This is a genomic window from Salisaeta longa DSM 21114 (assembly GCF_000419585.1).
GTDB classification, from domain to species: domain Bacteria; phylum Bacteroidota; class Rhodothermia; order Rhodothermales; family Salinibacteraceae; genus Salisaeta; species Salisaeta longa.
In genome coordinates, this window is record NZ_ATTH01000001.1 from 602492 (window position 1) to 621701 (window position 19210).

The following is a 19210-nucleotide window of genomic DNA, read 5'->3' on the forward strand; positions in this document are numbered from 1 at the left end:
TTACAGCTGGGAAAGATGAAGGTGCTATCGAGTCGGGAGTATGTATCGATTAAGCAGCTTCGTGGGCATCTTCGAGCACAGAGGTGCCCAACGATTCCGACTTGGAGAAGCGCTGCGCGATCGATTGTAGCTTATGCTTCTGCTGATAAAAGGTACGCTCTACGGCCCGCAGACGCAAGCGCAACTGCTCGTTTTCTTCTTCGAGCGCCTCGTTTTCCTTCTGAAGCACCTCGTTTTCTTTCTGTACGTCGGGGCGGTGCTTTGCAAGATCGCGCAAAGACGACCGTAGCGCCTCAAGCGCTTGGTCCGGCGTCACCGCGTCCTCCGCTGTGCTCAGGTTGGCGGCATCCACATCTGGCTTCGAGGGGTCGGCCCAGAGCTCAAGCCGCAACTCGTCGAGCGCAGATTGTAGCACACGCAGGGCCTCTTCCGGGGGCAAATTGTTGATGCCTGATGCCGGAACGGTTGTAGATTGGGACGGGGCTTGAGCCTTTTTTTCTGGAGCGCCTGCTCCGTACATCATGCTGCGGATTTGATCGAGCGCCTCCATAACCTCGCCGGTAACGGAAAGATGCTCGCGCGCTTGCTCCTTCTGATCGGCCTTCAGGGCGTGTATCTGCTTGCGCAAAGTTGCGATGGTGCCTACCGCATCGCCGATCTGTTCAACGCCGAGTGCCTGCAATCGCTTGTGCACATGGTAATGCGCCCGAAGCACGCGCTTCATCGTGCGGATTTGTTGCAGTGCGCCGTCAGGATGCTTGGCGCCAAGCTCGCGGCATAGGATCTCGGAAACCGTGTGAGGGGAAGCAGACATGAAACCGCGTAGGTTGATGGAAGGGACATGTGTGCGCTCGCTAGACCCTACAAGCATGTTGCAGTTACACGCCACGCTTGCGTATCAAGATCCAATTGCGTCCTGAAGCGTCGCCACACATGCGCACATCAACGAGCGTTGGACGCATCTTGTACGTAAAAGTGTAAGTAAACGACTTGTCCAGGTTGCCGCTCCGGATGCCTTCCTTAAACCTTCCGTAGAAGATACGGTTGTTGCTGCAAGGGGCCAGCTCGGTAAAAAAGTTTTTACCGTGCGCCTCTTCCGGTTCGATGCCCGCGAGATCCGATTCGTACTGATTGTAAAACGAAACGATGCCTTCGTTGTCAACCCTCACAATGCCGAAATCGGCTGCATGGAGTTGCTCCTCGCTGGCTTGGCGAAAGGTTTTTGTTATGTTTGGGCTATCAAAGGTAACAAGGGGGCGGGGGCCGGACCGGTCTTCCTCGGAGGCATGCTTTGAAGACGGCGGACGAGCTGCGCGTCGCTCAGCGGGAGATTCGCCCCCAGAGGCTGTAGACTCCTTTGTTTGTTGAGGAGAAAATCCTTTATCTTTGAGAAAGCTGTACAGACTTTGCGTGGACATATGATCGCACCGACGTTAAGATGGCATGGCTTCACGCAATATTATATGATCCAAAACTGTGCCAGCATGGGGATGCAAGAACGTGCGCTGCCGGTGTCTAGGTGTTGTTCTGTTCCGCTGTATGCCTACAGCGGTTTCTGGGGCATATGCCGCAATTTCCAACCGGCATTTGAGTCCCAAACGAGGCAAGGGTCTGACGGTGCGTTGCGAGGGCGCGTGGGCTCTTTGAAATAAATTACATCTTACATGAATAAAGCACCCATACAGAGGCCATAGTGCGAGGCAACGCTACATAGCTTCGAACAGCAGCCAGTTGGCTCTTTCATCGCTCGAACGGTACAGGTGCACGGTAAGAACGACCGGTGCGCGTCCGGGGCTGATGAACGTGTACGGGAAGCATGCGTCCATTGCCTTTTGTTGAACTCCTTTTTTGAAGCGCCCCAGGAATAAACTGTTTTTGGTGCTTGGGGCGAGGTCATCAAAAAAGTTTTTACCTGTCAGCGTCGTCTGGTTGTCCGCCTCTTTTAAACCAGGGAGCGAAAGAGCGTTCTCGTTGACAAACTGTATGCGTCCTTGATCGCTCAACTTAATGACCCCATAGGGAAGTGCGTCTAGGGCCGTGCTGTCGAGGGCGTCGAGCTGCTCAAGCGTTGCACGTTCGGCAAACTGCGGGGCGGCCTGGAAGACGAAGCCCGTGCCGTCACCGGACGCGTTGCGTTGCGTGCCCGAAGCGTCTGTTGATGATCCTGCGTCCTTCAAAGCACGCTCCTTAAGCAGCCGCACCCGGCTCACCAATTTATCAAGGTCATCGGTTCCAATGATGCTTTCTATCCGCCGCAGCCACAGCTGGTACGTACCCTGTTCGCGCTGAAGCTGTTGGATGCGTCGTTCGAGGGTTTCAATTTCTGCAACGGCTTCGTCAATGCTGGTCATGCCTTTCGCAAAGAGCAGTTCTTTTGCTTCGTAAAAGGCATCAAGCTGCTCTTGCATGCTTTGCATCATGAGCTCGGTGTCTTCGTCGTTGAGGCTCTCGCCGTCATCGCCCGTCGTCCACTCGTCATACGGACGGCCTTCAGTCATGGAGTACACCTCCATGAGCTGAGTAGAAAGCCCCTGGACCATCTCAACAATGGCATCGGCCGACGAGACGCCGATTTCGCGTTCTAGCAGCTCTTGTTCCGCGTAGAACGCCTCAAGCTGCTCGAAGTTATCTTGGCCCATGTCGTGTCTGTCAACGCGCCGCTGCACATTTTCTTTGTCCATGTACATTTCTTGCAGCTGCTGTTGCATGCTGTTTACCATGTCGATGGCATCAGCCACCGAGCGGACGCCGAGTTCTTCCAGGCGTTCTTGCTCGGTTTGCAGAATGTCTAGCTGCTCCTTCATGCGCAGCACCTGTTTTGAGAGCTGCGACGCGTCTTTGGCGGTGCTCACGTTCAGCGCTTCTCGTATGTGGTGGAGGTGGCGCTTCGCCTTGCGAAGGGTGTTGCGCTCATCTTTCAGCGCGCGAAGACGGTCGCTGGTGCGGTCGATAAGGTCGTCCAGCTGCTCGGCCGGTGGTTGCCCATCGCGCTGCAGCGAAGCGTTGCCTGCATCCAGCAAGGTGTTGGTGTGGTTGCTGAGCGCCTGAATGCCCGCCATGAGCGTTGATGCCTGTGCAGGAGGGGCTCCCAACCGCTTGCCAAGGTGGTTCAGGGCTTCAGCAACCTCCGGGGCGTCGTCTAACACAAGCGCAGATGCTGGAGTCGCCCCGGAGGAGGCTTCCGAACGATCTATGTTCCTGTATAAATCTACCAGTTGCTCTTCCATGCTATCGATCATAGCAAGCGCAGCATCCACGTCACTGATGTTATGATGCTGCAGTTTTTCCTGCTCTTGCGCGAGGTGCTCCATCCGGGCTGTAACATTGTGCACCAAAGCTTCCAATTCGCGCGCCTGCTCTGGGGTCGTAACCCCAAGGATTTCATGAACTTCGTCCGTAACTGCTGTAGAGGAAGGGGGATTGTCTAGCGCATCATTCTCCAGCGCATCATTCTCCTCTTCATCCACTGTCAGGTACAAGTCCACCAGTTGCTCCTCCATCGTATCGATGAGCGCCCGCATGGTCGGTGCGTGAGAAGAAGATTCATGGGTTGCAGCAGGTTCTGGTGTTTCCAACAGCGCGTGAATGTGCGTACCCATGCGGTGCAGCTGCTCGCGCAGCGCGCGCGCTTCGTCGGGCGTATGTGCACCCAGGATGTGCTGTATTTCCTCAAGAACGGCATCAGACGCGGCTGACGAAGCCTCCAGATCTGCCTCTCGCTCCTCATAAAGAGCAGCGAGCTGCTCTTCCAGGCTTTGTATCATGGTAAGTATGTCGTCGGCGTCTTCTAAGCCGGTTTCATTGGAGAGATGCTTCTTGTGATTGGAAAGGACGTGCAGGTTATCGGACATGCGTCGCACCGTTTGGGCGAGAGCGTCGACCTCTGCCGCATTCGACACGCCAAGAGTGTCCTCTATAACCTTTGGAAGCGTCGCGTCCCCTTGGTCGCGCTGCTCGTAAAGGTCTACGAGCTGCTGCTCCATGTTTGTAATCATGTCGAGCAGGTCGTCGGCTGTGTCGACGCCTACCTCCGCGGTGATCTGCTCCTTTGCGGCCAGCAGGTCATCAAGGTGGCGTTGCATGCCTCGCACCTTCTGGGCTAGGTTACGTGCCTCCTCGGGCGTGCGTATCCCAAGGACAGACGTGGTGGCGTCGAGGAGGGCGCGGGTCTCTTTATCAATGGAGCGCGTGCGCAGCGCATCTCGCTCTTCGCGTAATGTATCTACTTGCTCTTTTAGGGTTGCGCGTTCTTTCGTCAGCCGGTCTACACGCTCGCGCAGGGCCTGCTGTGTCTGTTCGGCTTCGTTTAGACGTTCCTGCAGCGCATGGATCTCGTCCAGGGCCTCTTCGGTGCTCGACCAGCCAGCTGCTGCAAGGCGCTCTTTTTCATCATACAGAGTCTCAACTTGTCTTTGCAGGCTCTCAACACGTGCTTGCACTTCCTCCAGGCTATTCACGTCAAGGTTGTCCATCAGTTGGTTGACCTCAACGTGAAGCGTATCCATCTCGGATGCACTGCCCTCAGCTTCCAGGCGCTCTAATAGGGCCGCATTGCGATCGCGGAGCGTTTCGAGCTTGTGCTGCATTCGTTGCAACACTTCCTCAACGTCGTATACGCTCACCAGGCCATCGGAAGAGGCGTGGGGGGCCTCGGGGTCCGGCACGTTTGTTTGAGCGCGTAGCATGCGCACCTTGGTGACTACTGCATCAGGCGAATCCGCGCCAAGCATTTCGCACAGCTGCTTCCAGGGTTTTGTGGAGGATGCGCTTTCACTTGAATGGTTGGGATGGGGCGTACTCGAATCGTGCTGTGTAGCCATTGGCTTGTGCGTTTGGGTAGAAAACTTGTGGCCGCTGGTTAAGCCCGCATCTGGGTGCGACTGGCTGCTTCTGGGTGCGATTAACTGTGCCCACACCGATGGCCACGCGGCGTGCTAGCGGTGTCGTATGCGTTGCTGGAGCATTGGGGTAATGCTTCCGCTACAGCTGCAACGTAGGGGTTTTGAATACAAGGAGCATAGGTGCTGGCCGATACCCGCTCAAGCACCGGACCGATGCATGGGCAGCAAGTGGGTAGCAATCATCAGCGTACGGGATTGTCGCTTCCAGTTTACAATAAACTACAACAAAAAACATACCTTCTCAGCGTTCGCTTCTATATTAGAATTTTCTGCCCACCGGATGAGGGGGCATGTGAATGCCCAAGAAGCTGTTGGGCGAGCGTCAATTAATGAGGATTGATCATCAGATCGCTCCGTCTTCTTAGGCGCACCCTCCTCTTGGAACAGAGGCGGCGGGCAGAAGGGGCGTAGAGAAGTGCTTGCCGAATCGTCTTAGCGACACACTTCACAGTGCGTCAATGTTCACCCAGTAGGTCCTGCACCAGCTTCGTCGCATCGACCGTAACGACCGCTTCGTGGCCGTTACGGCTTCCCAAGATAAGTACCCGCATGTTTTCTTAGCACAAGCCCCCGTGCGCCTTAACTGAAGATCGTGCCCATTTGGTATTGAAAGGCCCACCCTCCGGTGGGCAGTGCACGGTGGTCACTCTAAGCCATGTTGCCGATAGTGTGTGAAGCTACAAAGTCCCGTTGTGGAAGACAATGTCGCCGTAATAAGTCGTTGCTGTGCCGCCGGTGTTGTCGGTGTCGGTCATGAGCGCGACGCCGTTGATGGGCGGCACCGGGCCGTCGCCCCCGAAGGCCGCGCGGTAATCGGCGACGATGTTGCGGCGGTACGTGCGCCACGTGCCGGTGTGCTGCGGGCCGCTCTCTACCGGAAGCATCATCACCCAGTCGGTGTACGGACTCGGCAGAAATTGGCCCTTCGGTGCGCGGGTGGCCCAGATGTAGCACAGGGCCCGCGCTGGAATTTCGTCGTACCCCAAAGCGCGCAGCGCGCCCAGTTTGAGGCGGGCCCCGAGGCCGCTGGGTGTGTAGTCGAACAGCAGGTAGAGCCGGGCCGCATAGTCGTCGGTGGCCTTGCGGGTGGCATCGGCCGCTTCCACGACGCTTTCTGCGCGCCACGACCATTCCAGCACCGGGTAGGCCGATGGATCGACGGTGCGACGGGTGACGAGCCCCGACGCGCCGCCCGCGCTTTGTGCCCGCACCACCCGCTGCGAATCGAGGCGCACCAGCCGGTAGTCCGTCGCCTGGTCGATGGACGTAAAGGCAAGCGACTCCCAGCCGTGGGGGAGCATGCCGGTGGTGTCAGCGGCCGAGAAGTGGCCTACACGGAGCGGATCCACAGAGTGAACGGCGCCGGCGGTGGCGCCGATGAGGAGACAAACGATGAGCGTACGCATGGCCCGGGAGCTTCAGTGGGTAGGTGTCATGAAGTGCCGGGGAACGGTAGCGTACCACACGCGGCATACAAGCGCAACAGCCGCCCTGCAACAGATTGGTAAGGATAGGTTCGGTTTAAACCCCTGATGGCTAAGGCGCCGGGCCGCTACCGTTCCGGGCAGCATCCAAAGAAAACAGCCGAGACGCGGAAGCATCCCGGCTGCTGCAGGGCCGCACGTAACGCGCGGCTTCGATCTGTGCGTTGCGATTACATGTTTTCGACGATCGCATCGCCAAATTCGCTCGTGGAGAGCAGCGTCGCATCGTCCATCGCGCGCTCAAAGTCGTACGTCACCCGCTTCTGGCGGATCGTCTCCTCCAGGGCGTCCACAATCAGGTCGGCAGCCTCGTTCCAGCCCATGTAGCGGAACATCATCTCGCCCGACAGGATGATGGACGAGGGGTTCACCTTGTCCTGGCCGGCGTACTTCGGCGCGGTGCCGTGCGTTGCCTCAAAGATGGATTGCCCGCTGTTGTAGTTGATGTTGGCGCCCGGGGCAATGCCAATGCCGCCTACTTGCGCGGCCAGCGCGTCGGAGATGTAGTCGCCGTTCAGGTTCATCGTGGCGATGATGTCGTATTCCTCGGGCCGCAGGATGATCTGCTGCAAGAACGCATCGGCGATGACGTCCTTCACCACAATCTCGCGGCCATCGTCGAGCGTAATCACCTGCCACGGGCCGCCGTCGAGGGCTTCGGCCCCGTAGTCTTCCTTGGCCACCTCGTAGCCCCAGTCGCGGAAGGAGCCCTCGGTGAACTTCATGATGTTGCCCTTGTGCACGAGCGTCACGCTGTCGTCGCCGCGCTCAATGGCATAGTCGATGGCCGAGCGCACCAGCCGCTTGGTGCCTTCTTCGCTGATCGGCTTGATGCCAATGCCGCTCGTTTCGGGGAAGCGGATGGTTGTGGCGCCCAGCTCGTCTTGCAGGAAGTCGATGAGCTTTTTGGCCTCGGGGGTGCCGGCGCGGTACTCAATCCCGGCGTAAATGTCTTCGGAGTTTTCCCGGAAGATCGTCATGTCGACCTTTTCCGGCTCCTTTACCTGCGAGGGGACGCCGTCGAAGTAGCGCACGGGGCGCACACAGGCAAACAGGTCAAGCTGCTGCCGCAGGGCCACGTTGAGCGACCGAATGCCGCCGCCGACGGGCGTGGTGAGCGGGCCCTTAATGGCCACGAGGTATTCCCGGATGGCGGCCAACGTATCCTCGGGCAGCCACTCGCCGTACTTTTTCTGGGCCTTCTCGCCCGCAAACACCTCAAACCACACAATTTCGCGGTCGCCGCCGTAGGCGTGCTCCACGGCAGCGTCGAAAACCGTCTGCGCCGCCGGCCAGATGTCGACGCCGATGCCGTCGCCTTCAATGAACGGGATCATGGGGCGGTCGGGCACCTGCAGCGTGCCGCCTTCTTTCGTGATCTTTTCGCCGTTGGCGGGGGGCTCGATGTGGGTGTAGGTCGTGTCGGATGTATCGCTCATGTCGGTTGCTATTGATCGGAAAGACAGGTCTGCGTAGGGCGCGAGGGCCACGCAAGGGAGGCATACAACCAGTAGTATACAAAGGCGCACGCATTGTGTCTGTTAGAAAACACGAAAGAGCGCGCCTACTGTCAGGCGCTATGCATGCACGTGGGCCGAGCGGGCCACGCGCCGGGCGTTGCCACAAGGCTCAAACTCGAACTCCAGCGTGGCATGCTCAATGCCGTGGGCGTCGTTCATCTGCTGTTTGAGTTGCTGTTTGATCTGTTCCATGGCCGACAGGTCGTGCTTTTCGATGACGACATGGGCCTCGCAGGCCGTGCGATGCTCGTCGAGCTGCCACACATGCACGTGGTGCACGTCACACACGCCGCCAACGGCCTCCATGGTTGCCACGAGGCCGTTGAAGTCGAACCCCGCCGGGGCGCTCTCCATGAGGATGCGGATGGTTTGCTTCAAGAGGCTGTAGCTGTGCCCCAGGATGTAGCAGGCGAGCGCTGCCGTGAGCAGGGGGTCGATGAGCGTCCAACCGTACTGCATGATGAGCACGCCACCGACCACAACCGCTACCGACCCCAGCGCGTCGGCCACAATATGGACGAAAGTGCTCTTGATGTTGAGGCTGTCGTGCGACGGCTTGTAGAGCACCGCGGCCGTGGCCACGTTGCCCACCAGCGTGGCGAGGCCCACCCAAATCATGAGCGTGCCGTCAACGGGCGAAGGGTTCAGGTAGCGCTGCACCGCCTCAACGAGCAGGTACAGCGCAATCAGGATGAGGGTGAGGAGGTTGATGAACGCCCCGATGAGCTCGGCCCGCTCGTAACCAAACGTGCGGCGGCGGTCGGCGGCGCGGGTGGCAACGCGGCGGGCCACGAGGGAGGTGCCCATCGACAGCGTATCGCTCAGGTTGTGGGCCGCGTCGGCCATCAGGCTGAGGCTGCCCGCCACGAGGCCCGCGATAAACTCCGCAAGGGTGATGGCCAGGTTGAACACCAGGGCCAGGACCAGGCGGGTGGTGCCCACATCGCCCACGTCGTGCGCGTGGCCGCCGGAGGTGTGCGCGTGATCATGCGTGTGCGTCATGGGCACCGGAGCCGCTGAGTGAAAAAGGCCATGGACCGTCTCGTACACGGCCCCAAACGGCAATGTTCGATGGCCGCGCGGGGGCGCTACGCATTCCGCTTGGCCTCCTCCTCGGTTGACGGCAGCGTAGCCGCGACGGTACCAGCATCTGTAGGGGCCGACGCCTCGCGCGCGTACACGATCTCGTCGAGGGATTTTTCCTCCGCAACGTTCAGGCGCGCGGCGCGCTTTTCAAACTGTGCCATCCCGATGTCCACAAACGCCTCGGCGCTAATGCCAAAGGGCACGTCGTCGCCGTAGGGGGCGAGCGTAGCGGTGATGTGGTCGATAATGAGCGGGAGGAGGGCTTCCAGCCGCTCGTCGATGGCCGCGCGCACCGGCGTGCCGTGCGTTGCCAGCAGCCGCGAGAGCAGGTAGACGCCGTAGCCGATGTGGCGCGACTCGTCTTGCTGAATGTTTCGTACGATAGCGCGCACGCCGGGCATCAGGTCGTGCGTGTCGAGCACGCTGTAATACGCCGTGTAGCCAGTTTCCGCCAGCACCCCTTCCACAATAATCTGGTACGTTACCGCGGCGCGGGCGACGGTGGCAGGCGAAGGATCATCGTGCAGCGCCTCCATGGCCGCGGGCAATTCCTCGAAGAACAGCGTCTCGTAGGCCGTCGTGAAATACTGCGACGGATCGGTCGGGGGCGTCATCACGTCCTGCACAAGGCGGTGAAAGGCCTCCACGTGCTTGGCCTCTTCCCACAAGTAGCTCGTCAAAAACATTTCGTCTTCGATCCAGCCCTGGGCGCCGGTCCAATGAAGCAGCGGCAAGAGGTCGTGGGTAACCGATTCTTCGCCGCCCATGAATTGGGTGGTGAGGCGGAGCAATAGGTCTTGCTCGCGGTCAGACATTTGCTGCCAGTCGGCGCGATCTTGCAACAGATCGATGGCAGCAGGGTCCCATGTACCCAAGCGTTTGGCTTTGGCCCAGAGGCGCATCGGGTAGCGGTCCATTTCGAGCGGGCGAGAGACAGCGGAGGGCGACTCGGCAGCGTTTGGCATAAGGCACGTAGCAGGATGAAATAAAGTGGGCAGCGCGCGACTACAGGTGCTAATTATTATGTTTTATATTACTTCAGTAACGTAACACGTTAGAGCAACAAAAGTGCCGCGGGCGACGCCGAAAAATTATTCGCCCTGCATTTGCGCTATCGTTTGGTGTTGAACAATCCTTTGCAATGACAGCTTCTGCTGAAATTATTCTCGGTGTGCTGATGGGCATTGGGCTGAGCGCGGCCAGTGGGTTTCGTGTGTTCGTGCCGCTTCTTGGGGCGAATGTGGCGGCACAGGCGGGTGTGTTGGACCTCTCGGCGAACATGGCGTGGATGGGAACGCCGCTGGCTACGGTTGCCTTCGGCGCGGCGGCCGCGGTAGAAGTGGTGGCGTTTTACGTTCCGTGGCTCGACAATGCGCTCGATGGCCTCGCTGTGCCGCTTGCCACGGGCGCGGGCACGCTGCTGACGGCGTCGGTGCTGGGCGACGTGCCGCCGGTGGTGCAGTGGACGGTGGCGACCATCGCGGGCGGCGGTACGGCGGGCCTCACGCAAGGGGCCACCACGCTGGTGCGGGGCGGCTCGACGGCCACTACCGGGGGACTGGCCAATCCGCTGGTGGCGACCGGCGAGATGATTGGATCGGTGGGCGCGACGATTGGTGCGCTGCTCGTGCCCGGCGTAACCGCGCTTGTCTTGGGCCTACTGGGGCTGTGGGTATGGCGCACCTGGCGCCAACGCAGCCATGCACGGTAGGCCGGGCTTCCGGACGCGTTATTCATTTGCAGTCTGGGCGCCAACCGCTATATTATGAATCCGTCACCCCTTTCGACGAAACCTGCACGCCATGGAGGGTCTTCCGGACACGCCACCGTCGGAGCGCCGCACGCCTGCGCGGCCCACGGGTACGAAGCTGCAACGCATGGCCGCCCACACGCAAGGGCTGGTTGAAGACCTGCGCGAATGGGTCGACGCCCGTATTGACCTGGCGCTCATCGAGGCCGAGGAACAGGCCGACGCCCGCATCAATCAGGCCATTCAGCAAGGCGTGGTGGCGGCGGTGGGCGCACTCACCGGACTCTTTGCGCTGCTTACGGTGGCGTGGGGACTCGGGTGGCTGTTGGGGCATCCGTTTTGGGGATTCCTTATCGTGACGGTGCTGCTGGGCGTAGGCACCGCCGTGCTGCGGGCCGCCGATATTGCCCCGGTGCGCACGCGCCTGCAAGCCAAGCTGCGCGGAACGCCGGCAAAAGCCGCGGCCGACTCGGCCGACGAAGCGCCCGCACGGCCCGAGCGCACCGCCGCCCCCGACGATGTTTCCATTACCGACGCGTAGTTGCCGCTCTCCTTCGTAGCATATCGTATTGCCCATGCCGCTTGGATCGACCAAAGAAGAACTGAAAGAGACGCTGCGCTCGCGGGCTGCCGACATGCGCGAGCGAACGGCTGCGCTGCAAGATGAAGTGGCCACCACCGGCGATGACGTGCGCGCGGCCGTCATAAACAACCCGTGGATCGGCGTGGGCGGCGCACTGGCCGCTGGGCTGGCCGTGGGCCTGCTGTTTGGCGGAAGCCCCGCCCGGCGCCGCCAGCGTCGCTACACCAAGCTCACCGACAAATACCTCGATGCGCTCGCCTCCGAGGTGCGCGCTTCGGTCGACGCGGGCGACGATCCGGCCGATGCGCTGGAGGCGGCCCTGCAGCAACGCGTTCCGCTGGTCGTACACACCGGCGATGCGCCCGCCTCAACGAGCTGGGTGCGCGCCGGGGCCCGCGCGCTGGGCAGTGCCGCGGTTGGGCTCGTGCTCCGTGAGGTGCTGGCGCGCGCACTCGAAGATCCTTCGGTTCAGGCTACGCTCGACGAATATAATCCGCTAACATAACTGACGCACCACGCACTTGCTCTATGCGCATCATTCTGTTTGGCCCGCCCGGCGCGGGCAAAGGCACGCAAGCCCGTCTGCTCGAAGAACGCGAAGGCTATACCCAAATCTCGACTGGCGACATCATCCGGTCGGCCATGAAAAACGAGACGCCCGTGGGCAAAGAGGCGAAGGCGTACGTTGAAAAAGGCGAGCTTGTCCCCGACAGCGTCGTGCGGAAGTTGGCCGAAGGCGCGATCGCTGATGAAGGCTACGACGACTTCGTGCTGGACGGCTACCCGCGTACCACGCAGCAGGCCGAGTGGCTGACAGAATTTGGAGCGGCCCACGATGCGCCCATCGACGTCGTGATTAGCCTCGAAGTGCCCGACGACGTGATTGTCGACCGGTTGTCGAAGCGCCGCGTGCACACGAAAACCGGCGACACGTACCACCTGGAGCATAACCCGCCGCCGGATGACGTAGACCCGGCCCACATTATTCAGCGGGATGACGACAAGCCCGCGACCGTGCGCAACCGCCTGGCGGTCTACCGTGAGGAAACCGCACCGTTGGAGGCCTACTACGAAGCGCGCGGCACGCTCGTCACCGTCGACGGTGTCGGCGGCATCGAGGATATCTACGACCGCATCACGGCGGCCTTAGAGGCTGCGTAGACGCACCCGCTTCTCTGCTTTCGGCTCTCTGGTCCATGTTTGATGCCCCGCGCCTCGTGGCGCTCCGCCAACAGATTGACGATGCCCTCGCGACGCTCGTTCATGATCGCGAGCCCGCCGTGCTCTACGCGCCGGCCCACTACGTGCTGACGGGCGGCGGCAAGCGCGTGCGGCCGCTGCTCGTGCTGCTGGCGGCCGAGGCGACGGGGGGTGCGGTAGAGGACGCCTGGGAGGCTGCCCTGGCGGTTGAGGTCTTTCACAACTTCACGCTCGTCCACGACGACATCATGGACGACGCGCCCGAGCGCCGGGGCCGCGCAACGGTCCACGAAGCATGGGACGAAGGCACTGCCATTCTGGTGGGCGACCGTCTGATGGGGCTGTCGTACGAGCTGCTCACGCAGGGGCCTGCGGAAGCCGTCTCCAAAAGCCTCACCCGGTACCACACCATGGTGTCCGAGCTGTGTCGCGGTCAGGCGCTGGATGCCGACTTCGAGACGCAGCGAGAGGTGTCGGTGGCTGCGTACCTCGACATGATCGATGGCAAAACCGGCGCACTGCTGGGCGCTTGCCTGGCCATTGGCGGCCTCATGGGAGGGGCGGAAGAGCCCACCGTTGAATCGCTGCATCGGGCCGGAAAGGCACTGGGGCGCGCCTTCCAAATTCAGGACGACCTCCTGGACGTTGTGGCGCAGGACGATGCCTGGGGAAAGGCCGTGGGGGGCGACCTGCGCGTGGGCAAACGCACCTACATCACCCTCACCGCGCTGGAACGTGCGGAAGGTGACGATCGGGCCTGGTTTATGAGGGGACTGGACGGCGGGTTTGCGCCGGAACGCATCCCCGAGGCCCGCGCCCGTATGGAGGCGTTGGACGTATTTACCGCCGCCCGCGAGGCCGTGCACCGCTACAGCGAAGCGGCCCTCCGTCACTTGTCCGCTTTGCCCGACGGGCCCGCTGCCACTCATCTGCGTGGGCTCGTCAATCAGCTGCGCGAGCGGACCCACTGACGATGGGTTGAAGGCAACCGTGCCCCACAGCGAACTTTAGCAGCCGAAGGGATTACCGAGTAGCCCGTCTCACCAGCCTTCCCGTGTCCATGACCACGCGCGAGCTCACGGTTCGAAACAATGCCGGGCTGCACACGCGGCCGGCGTCGATGGTGGTGCGCACCGCCTCCAAGTTTGCGTCCGACCTGGTGTTGCGCCGCGATGGCTACGAGATCAACGCCAAGAGCGTGATTGGGGTCATGACGCTGGCGGCCGAGCAGGGCGCTACGCTCACGTTGGTGGCCGACGGGCCCGATGAGGAAGAAGCAGCCGATGCGCTGGCGCACTTGTTCGACGACGGGTTTGGGGAGGCCATCGATCCATGAGTGATTACGACGCGCCCCCGGCGAGGGCATCGCTGGGACGAGACGTACTGACGGGGCAGGTGTTGGCGCCGGGCCTGGCGGCCGGGCCGGCGTACGTCTACGCGCCGGCGGCGGCCTCTGCTGCGCGGCAAACCATTCCCTCAGACGCCGTAGACGATGAGCTGGCCACCTTTGCCGCGGCGCTCGCGCAGGCCCGCACGACGCTGGACGAAACCATCGCCACGGCGCAGGAGACGCTTGGGGCCGACAGCGCTTCGATCCTGCGCGCGCACCGGATGATCCTATCGGACGACGCGCTCACGGAGCAGGTGCGGGGCCGGATTCGCGAGCAGCACGAAAGCGCACATACAGCCATTCGGTCCGTGATGCGCGCGCACCGGGAGCGCCTGGAGGAGCGCGCCACGCCACACGTGCGCGAGCGATCGGACGACCTCGCGGATGTGGAAAAACGCCTGTTGCACGCCCTCTCGCAACGAAGCGACGGGCCGTCGCCCCCTCCGGGCGCTATCGTGCTGGCCGAGCAGCTCACGCCCTCCGACATCGTCCGGTTCAATCAGCAGGATGCGCGCGGGTACGTGCTGGCGCAGGGGGCGGCCACCTCGCACGTTGCAATCATTGCGCGGGCGCTGGGCGTGCCGGTGCTGGTCGTCGATCAGGCCCTCGACCGCGTGGCCGCCGATGCGCCGCTTATTCTGGACGGAGGCGAGGGGCAGCTGGTGGTGGAGCCAACCCCTACAGCGCGGCGGTACTACGAGGCGCGGAAGGCCCACCGTGCGGCCGTACAAGAGGCCCAGCGCGAACAGGCGCAGCAACCCGCCGAAACAACCGACGGGCGCCGGGTGGTGCTGCAGGCCAACATCGAGTTTTTGGAAGAGCTGGAGCTTCTCGACCGCGTGGGGGCCGCGGGCATCGGGCTGGTGCGCACCGAGATGCTGTTTGTGAGCCAGCAACCGCTCAGCGTAACCGAAGATGCGCAATACCAGGCGTTTCGGCGCATCGCGGAGGCCGCACATCCAGCGCCCGCGACGATTCGGCTGCTGGACATTGGCGGCGACAAGCTGGTGACGGCGAGCCGCGCCGAGGCAAATCCGTTTTTGGGGTGGCGCGGGCTTCGCATCCTGCTCGACCGGCCCGCGCTGATGCAGCGTCAACTGCGGGCCGTACTGCGCGCCAACCGGCACGGGGCGCTCCGCCTTTTGCTGCCCATGGTGGCCCACCTGGAAGAGGTGGAGCGCGTGCAAGACGCCGTAGCAACCGCCGCCGCATCGCTGGACGCCGACGGGGTGGCGCACGACCCGGACCTGCCCGTGGGGCTGATGGTGGAAGTGCCCGCCGTGGCTGTGCAAGCCAGCGCATTTGCAGCACACGCCGACTTCTTTTCCATCGGCACGAACGACCTGACCCAGTACACCTTGGCGGTCGATCGGGGCAATCCGCGCGTGGCCGATCGGTACGACGCCTTGCATCCCGCGGTGCTGCGGCTCATGGAGGCCGCCACCACGGCCGCGCACGACGCGTCCATCGAGGTGAGCGTTTGCGGCGAGCTGGCACACGAGCCCACGGCACTTCCGGCCTTGGTGGGGATGGGCGTCGATACGCTAAGCATGTCGCCGACCCGCGTGCCCGCTGTGAAGCGCCACCTCCGCGGCCTCTCCTACCGCGCCGCCCGCGCGCTTCTCCCCTCGCTGTTGGACGCGCCAAGCGCCGCCGTCGTGCGCAAACGATCGGCCGCCCTGCTGGACGCGCACGCCACGGACGGTGCCGGAACGCCCCACCGGGCCCAGCAGTAGAGCGCACGTCCATTTGTCTCCCGTTAGCTTTTGTTGCTTCCTATGGCCGAATCCCTTGCCGACCGCCTCACCAACGACCTGAAAGATGCCATGCGCGCCAAGGACAAGGTGCGCCTGCGCACCATCCGGCAGCTCCGCAGCGCGCTCAAGAACAAAGCCATTGATGCCGGCGAGGACCTGAGCGATCAGGAGGCCCTGGCGGTGGTTCGCAAAGAAGCCAAGCAGCGCAAGGAAGCCATTGCGCAGTACGAAGAAGCCGGCCGCTCGGATCTCGTGGCCAAAGAGCAGGAGGAGCTGGACGTGCTGCAGGACTACCTGCCGGCGCCCATGACCGAGGAGGAGCTGCGCGGCCACGTGCAGGAAGTCATTGACGCGGTGGGGGCCTCCTCCATGGCCGACATGGGCCCGGTGATGGGCCGCGCCATGAGCGACCTGAAGGGCCGCGTGGACGGCGGCCGGGTGCAGCAGGTGGCGAAAGAGTTGCTCAGCTAAGCGATCGCCATGGATGTAGGAAGCCTCACGGCCATCGACTGGTTCATTGGAGCCGTCCTTGCCATCGGACTGGCTCGGGGCGTGCAGGCCGGCGCGGTGCGCCAGGTGGCGGGACTACTGAGCTGGGGGCTCGCATTTCTTGTGGGCGCCGCGTTTATGCATCCCGTCGGCCGCGCCGTGGGCGACAGCCTAAACCTTGCCGCAGCGGCCGAGCCGCTCGTCGGTTTTGTGCTGGCCTTCGTCGGCGCGCTCATCATCACGTATGCGCTGGCGCACCTGCTCGAAAAGACCCTCGATGCGCTGAAGCTGACCATCGTGAATCGGTTGTCGGGCGGCCTCTTTGGGGCCGCCAAAGCCGCGCTGATGCTCAGCGTGCTCTTTTTCGTGCTTCACCACGTGGGCGTACCTTCCGCCGAGGTCCGTGCCCGCTCGCAGCTGTATCGCCCCGTGGCCCACGCCTTGCCTACCACGTGGAACGCCGTGGCCCCGTATCTTCCGGCCGCCCAGCAGCTTACGATGTCGCTGCAAGACGAACTCCGCGACGCCCGCCAGTCCATCGAATCGCTGCACGCCCCGCCGGCCGACACCACCGACGCGCCGTGAAGGGGGCGGCGCTCCCCTTCCATCCAGAAACCGTTAACACAGCGCTACAGAGAAACATCGGATGTGGCCTGGCGTTGCGTGATGATGGACAAAGCAAGCGCCTGAATGGGCGCCTTGCCTACACGGACGAAGGATGCCCCCGACAGGCATCCGGTACGGAAACGCTCGTCCCGCTTTGGGGGTCGGGCGTTTTGTAGCTATAGATCGTAGCGCTCCGATGGATCGCCACCTGCAACAACCAACCGCTGAAGCACCTGCTGCATAGCACCAACCGTTGTATGACTGAAGCCAACGCCCCGGCGCAGCCCCTGCCCGAGCGCATCCGCCAGTTGGCGGAAGAGCTTATCGCCGGCACCGACTACTTTTTGGTTGACGTGAACGTGCGCGGCCATCGCGGCACGCGCGTGGTGGAAGTGTACGTGGATGGCGACGCGGGCATCGGCCACGACAACCTCGCAACCATCAGCCGCGAGCTTGGCTTTCTGCTGGAGGTTGAGGAGGTGGTGCAAGGCGGCTACACGCTCGACGTCTCGTCGCCCGGCATCAAGCGGCCGCTTACCATGCCGCGCCAGTACAAGAAGAACGTGGGACGGTCGCTCCGCGTTAAGTACGACCTGGATGATGGACGCGGGACGCAGTACGAAGTCGTCACGCTGATCGATGCCACCGACGAAGCGGTCGTCATCGAGCATCCCGATGAAACGCGCGAAACCGTACCATACGATGCCATCGCCCGTGCCAAAATAGAACTGCCCTGGTAGACGACGGCCCGCTCCCAGCGCGCCGCGCTCACGCTTTCCGAACGAACCACGCTCATTATGCAAAGCGAAGACCTTGTTTCCTCCTTTGGGGAAATCGCTCAGGTCAAGGATATTGACCGCGACACGCTGCAGATCATTGTCGAGGATGTGATTCGTGCAATGATCCGCAAGCGCTACGGTGCAGATGAGGCCTTCGAGATCATCTTCAACCCCAACCAGGGCGACATCCAAATTTTGCACATCCAAGAGGTGGTGGGCGATTGGGAGGTCGAAGATCCCGTCACCGAAATCCGCCTCACGGATGCCAGGAAGGTCGACGAAGACTTTGAGGTGGGCGAGGAAGTGGCAAGCTCGCTCGACATCACCAACTTTGGGCGTCGTGCCGTCATGACGGCGCAGCAGACGTTTCAGCAGCGCATCCGCGACATCGAGAAGGAACAGATTTACGAGGAGTATTCCGAGCTGATCGGCGAGATTGTGGTCGGCGAGATCTATCAGGTGCGGCGCCACGAGGTGCTCCTGATGCACGAGGGCGTCGAGATGGTGCTGCCGCGGCAGGAGCAAATTCCCGACGACCACTACCGCAAGGGCGACATGCTGCGGACGGTGGTGAAAGAGGTGATGCGCGACGCGGGCAGCGACCCGCAGGTTGTGGTCAGCCGCACGGCAGACGTCTTCATCGAGCGGCTCTTCGAGCTTGAAGTGCCCGAGGTATACGACAGCATTGTGGAGATTAAGCGCGTGGCCCGCATACCGGGCGACCGCGCCAAGGTGGCCGTGACGAGTCATGACGAGCGCGTGGACCCGGTGGGCGCATGCGTTGGCGTGAAGGGCGTGCGCATTCACGCCGTGGTGCGCGAGCTGTCCGACGAAAACATCGACGTGATGGAGTGGTCGGACGACCCGCGGACGCTCATTACCCGGGCGTTGTCGCCGGCCAACCCGACGCGCGTAACCCTGAAGCAAGACGCCAACCCGCCGCGGGCCCGCGCAGAGGTGCCCGCCGACGAGGTGAGCCAAGCCATTGGCCGCCGCGGCGTAAACATCAAGCTTGCGGGCAAGCTGACGGGCTACGAGATCGACGTATACCGCGAGATTCCGCCCGACGAAGAAGACATCAACATTGAAGAGTTTGCCGACGAGCTGTCGATGGACACCATCGAGAAGCTCAAAATGATTGGGTGCGATACGGCCAAGGCCGTGCTGGAGCTCTCGGCGCCCGCGCTTGGACGCCGCGCCGACATGGATCGTGAAACCGCTGAGCACGTGTTAGATACTATTGAACGAGAGTTTGAACGCGGCCCGAGCCTGGCAGAGTCGCTCGAACGGGGCCGGTTCGTTGTGGAGCAGGGCGCTGAAGCAGCTGAGGCGACCGAAGACGAAGCGACCGAGGACACAGCGACCGAGGACACAGCGCCTGAAGACACAGCGCCTGAAGACACAGCGCCTGAAGACACGGTGGCCGAGAACGAAACGACGGAAGACGAAACGAGCGAAGACGCGCCGGTGGCCACGGAAGAATCAGGCGACACGCCGGCGGCCGCTGCATCAACTGATGACGCGGCCGATGAGGCCGCCGACACCATCGACGATACCGAAGACACAGACGGCAGTGCATCCGACGAGGATGCAGTGCGGGAGGAGACCTCTCATTCGTGATGATTAACCGCTTCTTTTAAGCCCTGTTTGGAAAGTCAGCGTGTG

General features: G+C 62.1%; 18 protein-coding genes. 11 read left to right on the plus strand and 7 right to left on the minus strand.

Annotated features, from left to right (window positions below):
* Window positions 1-49: 49 nt before the first annotated feature.
* The 7 genes from SALLO_RS0102590 to SALLO_RS14705 all read right to left on the minus strand — a co-directional run bounded on the left by SALLO_RS0102590 (window position 50) and on the right by SALLO_RS14705 (window position 9956).
* Entirely contained in the window at window positions 50-814 is a 765-nt protein-coding gene (locus tag SALLO_RS0102590; protein WP_157621159.1) for a hypothetical protein, read from the minus strand.
* A gap of 64 nt (window positions 815-878) precedes the next feature.
* The gene (locus SALLO_RS18065; RefSeq protein WP_022834768.1) at window positions 879-1418 is read right to left on the minus strand and encodes a PAS domain-containing protein; all 540 of its coding nucleotides are present in this window, start codon (window positions 1416-1418) and stop codon (window positions 879-881) included.
* Window positions 1419-1706: 288 nt separating this feature from the next.
* A complete protein-coding gene (locus SALLO_RS17550; RefSeq protein ID WP_157621162.1) occupies window positions 1707-4916 on the minus strand; it encodes a hypothetical protein in 3210 nt (1069 codons plus the stop codon).
* A 662-nt stretch (window positions 4917-5578) separates the two neighbouring features.
* The gene (locus tag SALLO_RS0102605; RefSeq protein WP_022834770.1) at window positions 5579-6307 is read right to left on the minus strand and encodes a DUF3047 domain-containing protein; all 729 of its coding nucleotides are present in this window, start codon (window positions 6305-6307) and stop codon (window positions 5579-5581) included.
* 248 nt (window positions 6308-6555) lie between these two features.
* Window positions 6556-7824 (minus strand): NADP-dependent isocitrate dehydrogenase, encoded by a 1269-nt coding sequence (gene icd / locus SALLO_RS0102610; protein ID WP_022834771.1) that lies wholly within the window; start codon window positions 7822-7824, stop codon window positions 6556-6558.
* 138 nt (window positions 7825-7962) lie between these two features.
* Entirely contained in the window at window positions 7963-8907 is a 945-nt protein-coding gene (locus tag SALLO_RS14700) for a cation diffusion facilitator family transporter (protein WP_157621165.1), read from the minus strand.
* Between the two features lie 86 nt (window positions 8908-8993).
* Window positions 8994-9956 (minus strand): R2-like ligand-binding oxidase, encoded by a 963-nt coding sequence (locus SALLO_RS14705; protein WP_084696112.1) that lies wholly within the window; start codon window positions 9954-9956, stop codon window positions 8994-8996.
* A gap of 176 nt (window positions 9957-10132) precedes the next feature.
* On the opposite strand from SALLO_RS14705, the gene SALLO_RS0102625 reads away from it, so the two are divergent.
* The 11 genes from SALLO_RS0102625 to nusA all read left to right on the plus strand — a co-directional run bounded on the left by SALLO_RS0102625 (window position 10133) and on the right by nusA (window position 19165).
* Complete coding sequence (locus SALLO_RS0102625) at window positions 10133-10702, plus strand: DUF4126 domain-containing protein (RefSeq protein WP_022834774.1); 570 nt, start codon at window positions 10133-10135, stop codon at window positions 10700-10702.
* A 91-nt stretch (window positions 10703-10793) separates the two neighbouring features.
* Window positions 10794-11282 (plus strand): phage holin family protein, encoded by a 489-nt coding sequence (locus SALLO_RS0102630; RefSeq protein WP_022834775.1) that lies wholly within the window; start codon window positions 10794-10796, stop codon window positions 11280-11282.
* A 34-nt stretch (window positions 11283-11316) separates the two neighbouring features.
* Window positions 11317-11829, plus strand: a complete 513-nt coding sequence (locus SALLO_RS0102635) for a hypothetical protein (protein WP_022834776.1) — start codon at window positions 11317-11319, stop codon at window positions 11827-11829.
* 23 nt (window positions 11830-11852) lie between these two features.
* Complete coding sequence (locus SALLO_RS0102640; RefSeq protein WP_022834777.1) at window positions 11853-12485, plus strand: adenylate kinase; 633 nt, start codon at window positions 11853-11855, stop codon at window positions 12483-12485.
* 35 nt (window positions 12486-12520) lie between these two features.
* The gene (locus SALLO_RS0102645) at window positions 12521-13495 is read left to right on the plus strand and encodes a polyprenyl synthetase family protein (RefSeq protein WP_022834778.1); all 975 of its coding nucleotides are present in this window, start codon (window positions 12521-12523) and stop codon (window positions 13493-13495) included.
* An 89-nt stretch (window positions 13496-13584) separates the two neighbouring features.
* The gene (locus tag SALLO_RS0102650) at window positions 13585-13860 is read left to right on the plus strand and encodes an HPr family phosphocarrier protein (RefSeq protein WP_022834779.1); all 276 of its coding nucleotides are present in this window, start codon (window positions 13585-13587) and stop codon (window positions 13858-13860) included.
* Entirely contained in the window at window positions 13857-15650 is a 1794-nt protein-coding gene (ptsP, locus tag SALLO_RS14710; protein ID WP_084696113.1) for a phosphoenolpyruvate--protein phosphotransferase, read from the plus strand. Before SALLO_RS0102650 ends, ptsP begins: the two co-directional genes overlap by 4 nt.
* A gap of 42 nt (window positions 15651-15692) precedes the next feature.
* The gene (locus tag SALLO_RS0102660) at window positions 15693-16142 is read left to right on the plus strand and encodes a GatB/YqeY domain-containing protein (RefSeq protein ID WP_022834781.1); all 450 of its coding nucleotides are present in this window, start codon (window positions 15693-15695) and stop codon (window positions 16140-16142) included.
* A gap of 9 nt (window positions 16143-16151) precedes the next feature.
* Window positions 16152-16745, plus strand: a complete 594-nt coding sequence (locus SALLO_RS14715; protein ID WP_022834782.1) for a CvpA family protein — start codon at window positions 16152-16154, stop codon at window positions 16743-16745.
* A 278-nt stretch (window positions 16746-17023) separates the two neighbouring features.
* Window positions 17024-17506 (plus strand): ribosome maturation factor RimP, encoded by a 483-nt coding sequence (locus SALLO_RS0102670; protein WP_022834783.1) that lies wholly within the window; start codon window positions 17024-17026, stop codon window positions 17504-17506.
* Window positions 17507-17563: 57 nt separating this feature from the next.
* Window positions 17564-19165, plus strand: a complete 1602-nt coding sequence (nusA, locus tag SALLO_RS14720; RefSeq protein WP_022834784.1) for a transcription termination factor NusA — start codon at window positions 17564-17566, stop codon at window positions 19163-19165.
* The last annotated feature ends 45 nt before the right edge of the window (window positions 19166-19210 follow it).

Excerpts from the sequence above, each read along its gene's own strand:
- SALLO_RS0102590 (WP_157621159.1), bottom strand. The coding sequence starts at position 814 with ATGTCTGCTTCCCCTCACACGGTTTCCGAGATCCTATGCCGCGAGCTT.
- SALLO_RS18065 (WP_022834768.1), bottom strand. The coding sequence starts at position 1,418 with ATGTCCACGCAAAGTCTGTACAGCTTTCTCAAAGATAAAGGATTTTCT.
- SALLO_RS0102605 (WP_022834770.1), bottom strand. The coding sequence starts at position 6,307 with ATGCGTACGCTCATCGTTTGTCTCCTCATCGGCGCCACCGCCGGCGCC.
- icd (WP_022834771.1), bottom strand. The coding sequence starts at position 7,824 with ATGAGCGATACATCCGACACGACCTACACCCACATCGAGCCCCCCGCC.
- SALLO_RS14700 (WP_157621165.1), bottom strand. The coding sequence starts at position 8,907 with ATGACGCACACGCATGATCACGCGCACACCTCCGGCGGCCACGCGCAC.
- SALLO_RS14705 (WP_084696112.1), bottom strand. The coding sequence starts at position 9,956 with ATGCCAAACGCTGCCGAGTCGCCCTCCGCTGTCTCTCGCCCGCTCGAA.
- SALLO_RS0102625 (WP_022834774.1), top strand. The coding sequence starts at position 10,133 with ATGACAGCTTCTGCTGAAATTATTCTCGGTGTGCTGATGGGCATTGGG.
- SALLO_RS0102630 (WP_022834775.1), top strand. The coding sequence starts at position 10,794 with ATGGAGGGTCTTCCGGACACGCCACCGTCGGAGCGCCGCACGCCTGCG.
- SALLO_RS0102635 (WP_022834776.1), top strand. The coding sequence starts at position 11,317 with ATGCCGCTTGGATCGACCAAAGAAGAACTGAAAGAGACGCTGCGCTCG.
- SALLO_RS0102640 (WP_022834777.1), top strand. The coding sequence starts at position 11,853 with ATGCGCATCATTCTGTTTGGCCCGCCCGGCGCGGGCAAAGGCACGCAA.
- SALLO_RS0102645 (WP_022834778.1), top strand. The coding sequence starts at position 12,521 with ATGTTTGATGCCCCGCGCCTCGTGGCGCTCCGCCAACAGATTGACGAT.
- SALLO_RS0102650 (WP_022834779.1), top strand. The coding sequence starts at position 13,585 with ATGACCACGCGCGAGCTCACGGTTCGAAACAATGCCGGGCTGCACACG.
- ptsP (WP_084696113.1), top strand. The coding sequence starts at position 13,857 with ATGAGTGATTACGACGCGCCCCCGGCGAGGGCATCGCTGGGACGAGAC.
- SALLO_RS0102660 (WP_022834781.1), top strand. The coding sequence starts at position 15,693 with ATGGCCGAATCCCTTGCCGACCGCCTCACCAACGACCTGAAAGATGCC.
- SALLO_RS14715 (WP_022834782.1), top strand. The coding sequence starts at position 16,152 with ATGGATGTAGGAAGCCTCACGGCCATCGACTGGTTCATTGGAGCCGTC.
- SALLO_RS0102670 (WP_022834783.1), top strand. The coding sequence starts at position 17,024 with ATGACTGAAGCCAACGCCCCGGCGCAGCCCCTGCCCGAGCGCATCCGC.
- nusA (WP_022834784.1), top strand. The coding sequence starts at position 17,564 with ATGCAAAGCGAAGACCTTGTTTCCTCCTTTGGGGAAATCGCTCAGGTC.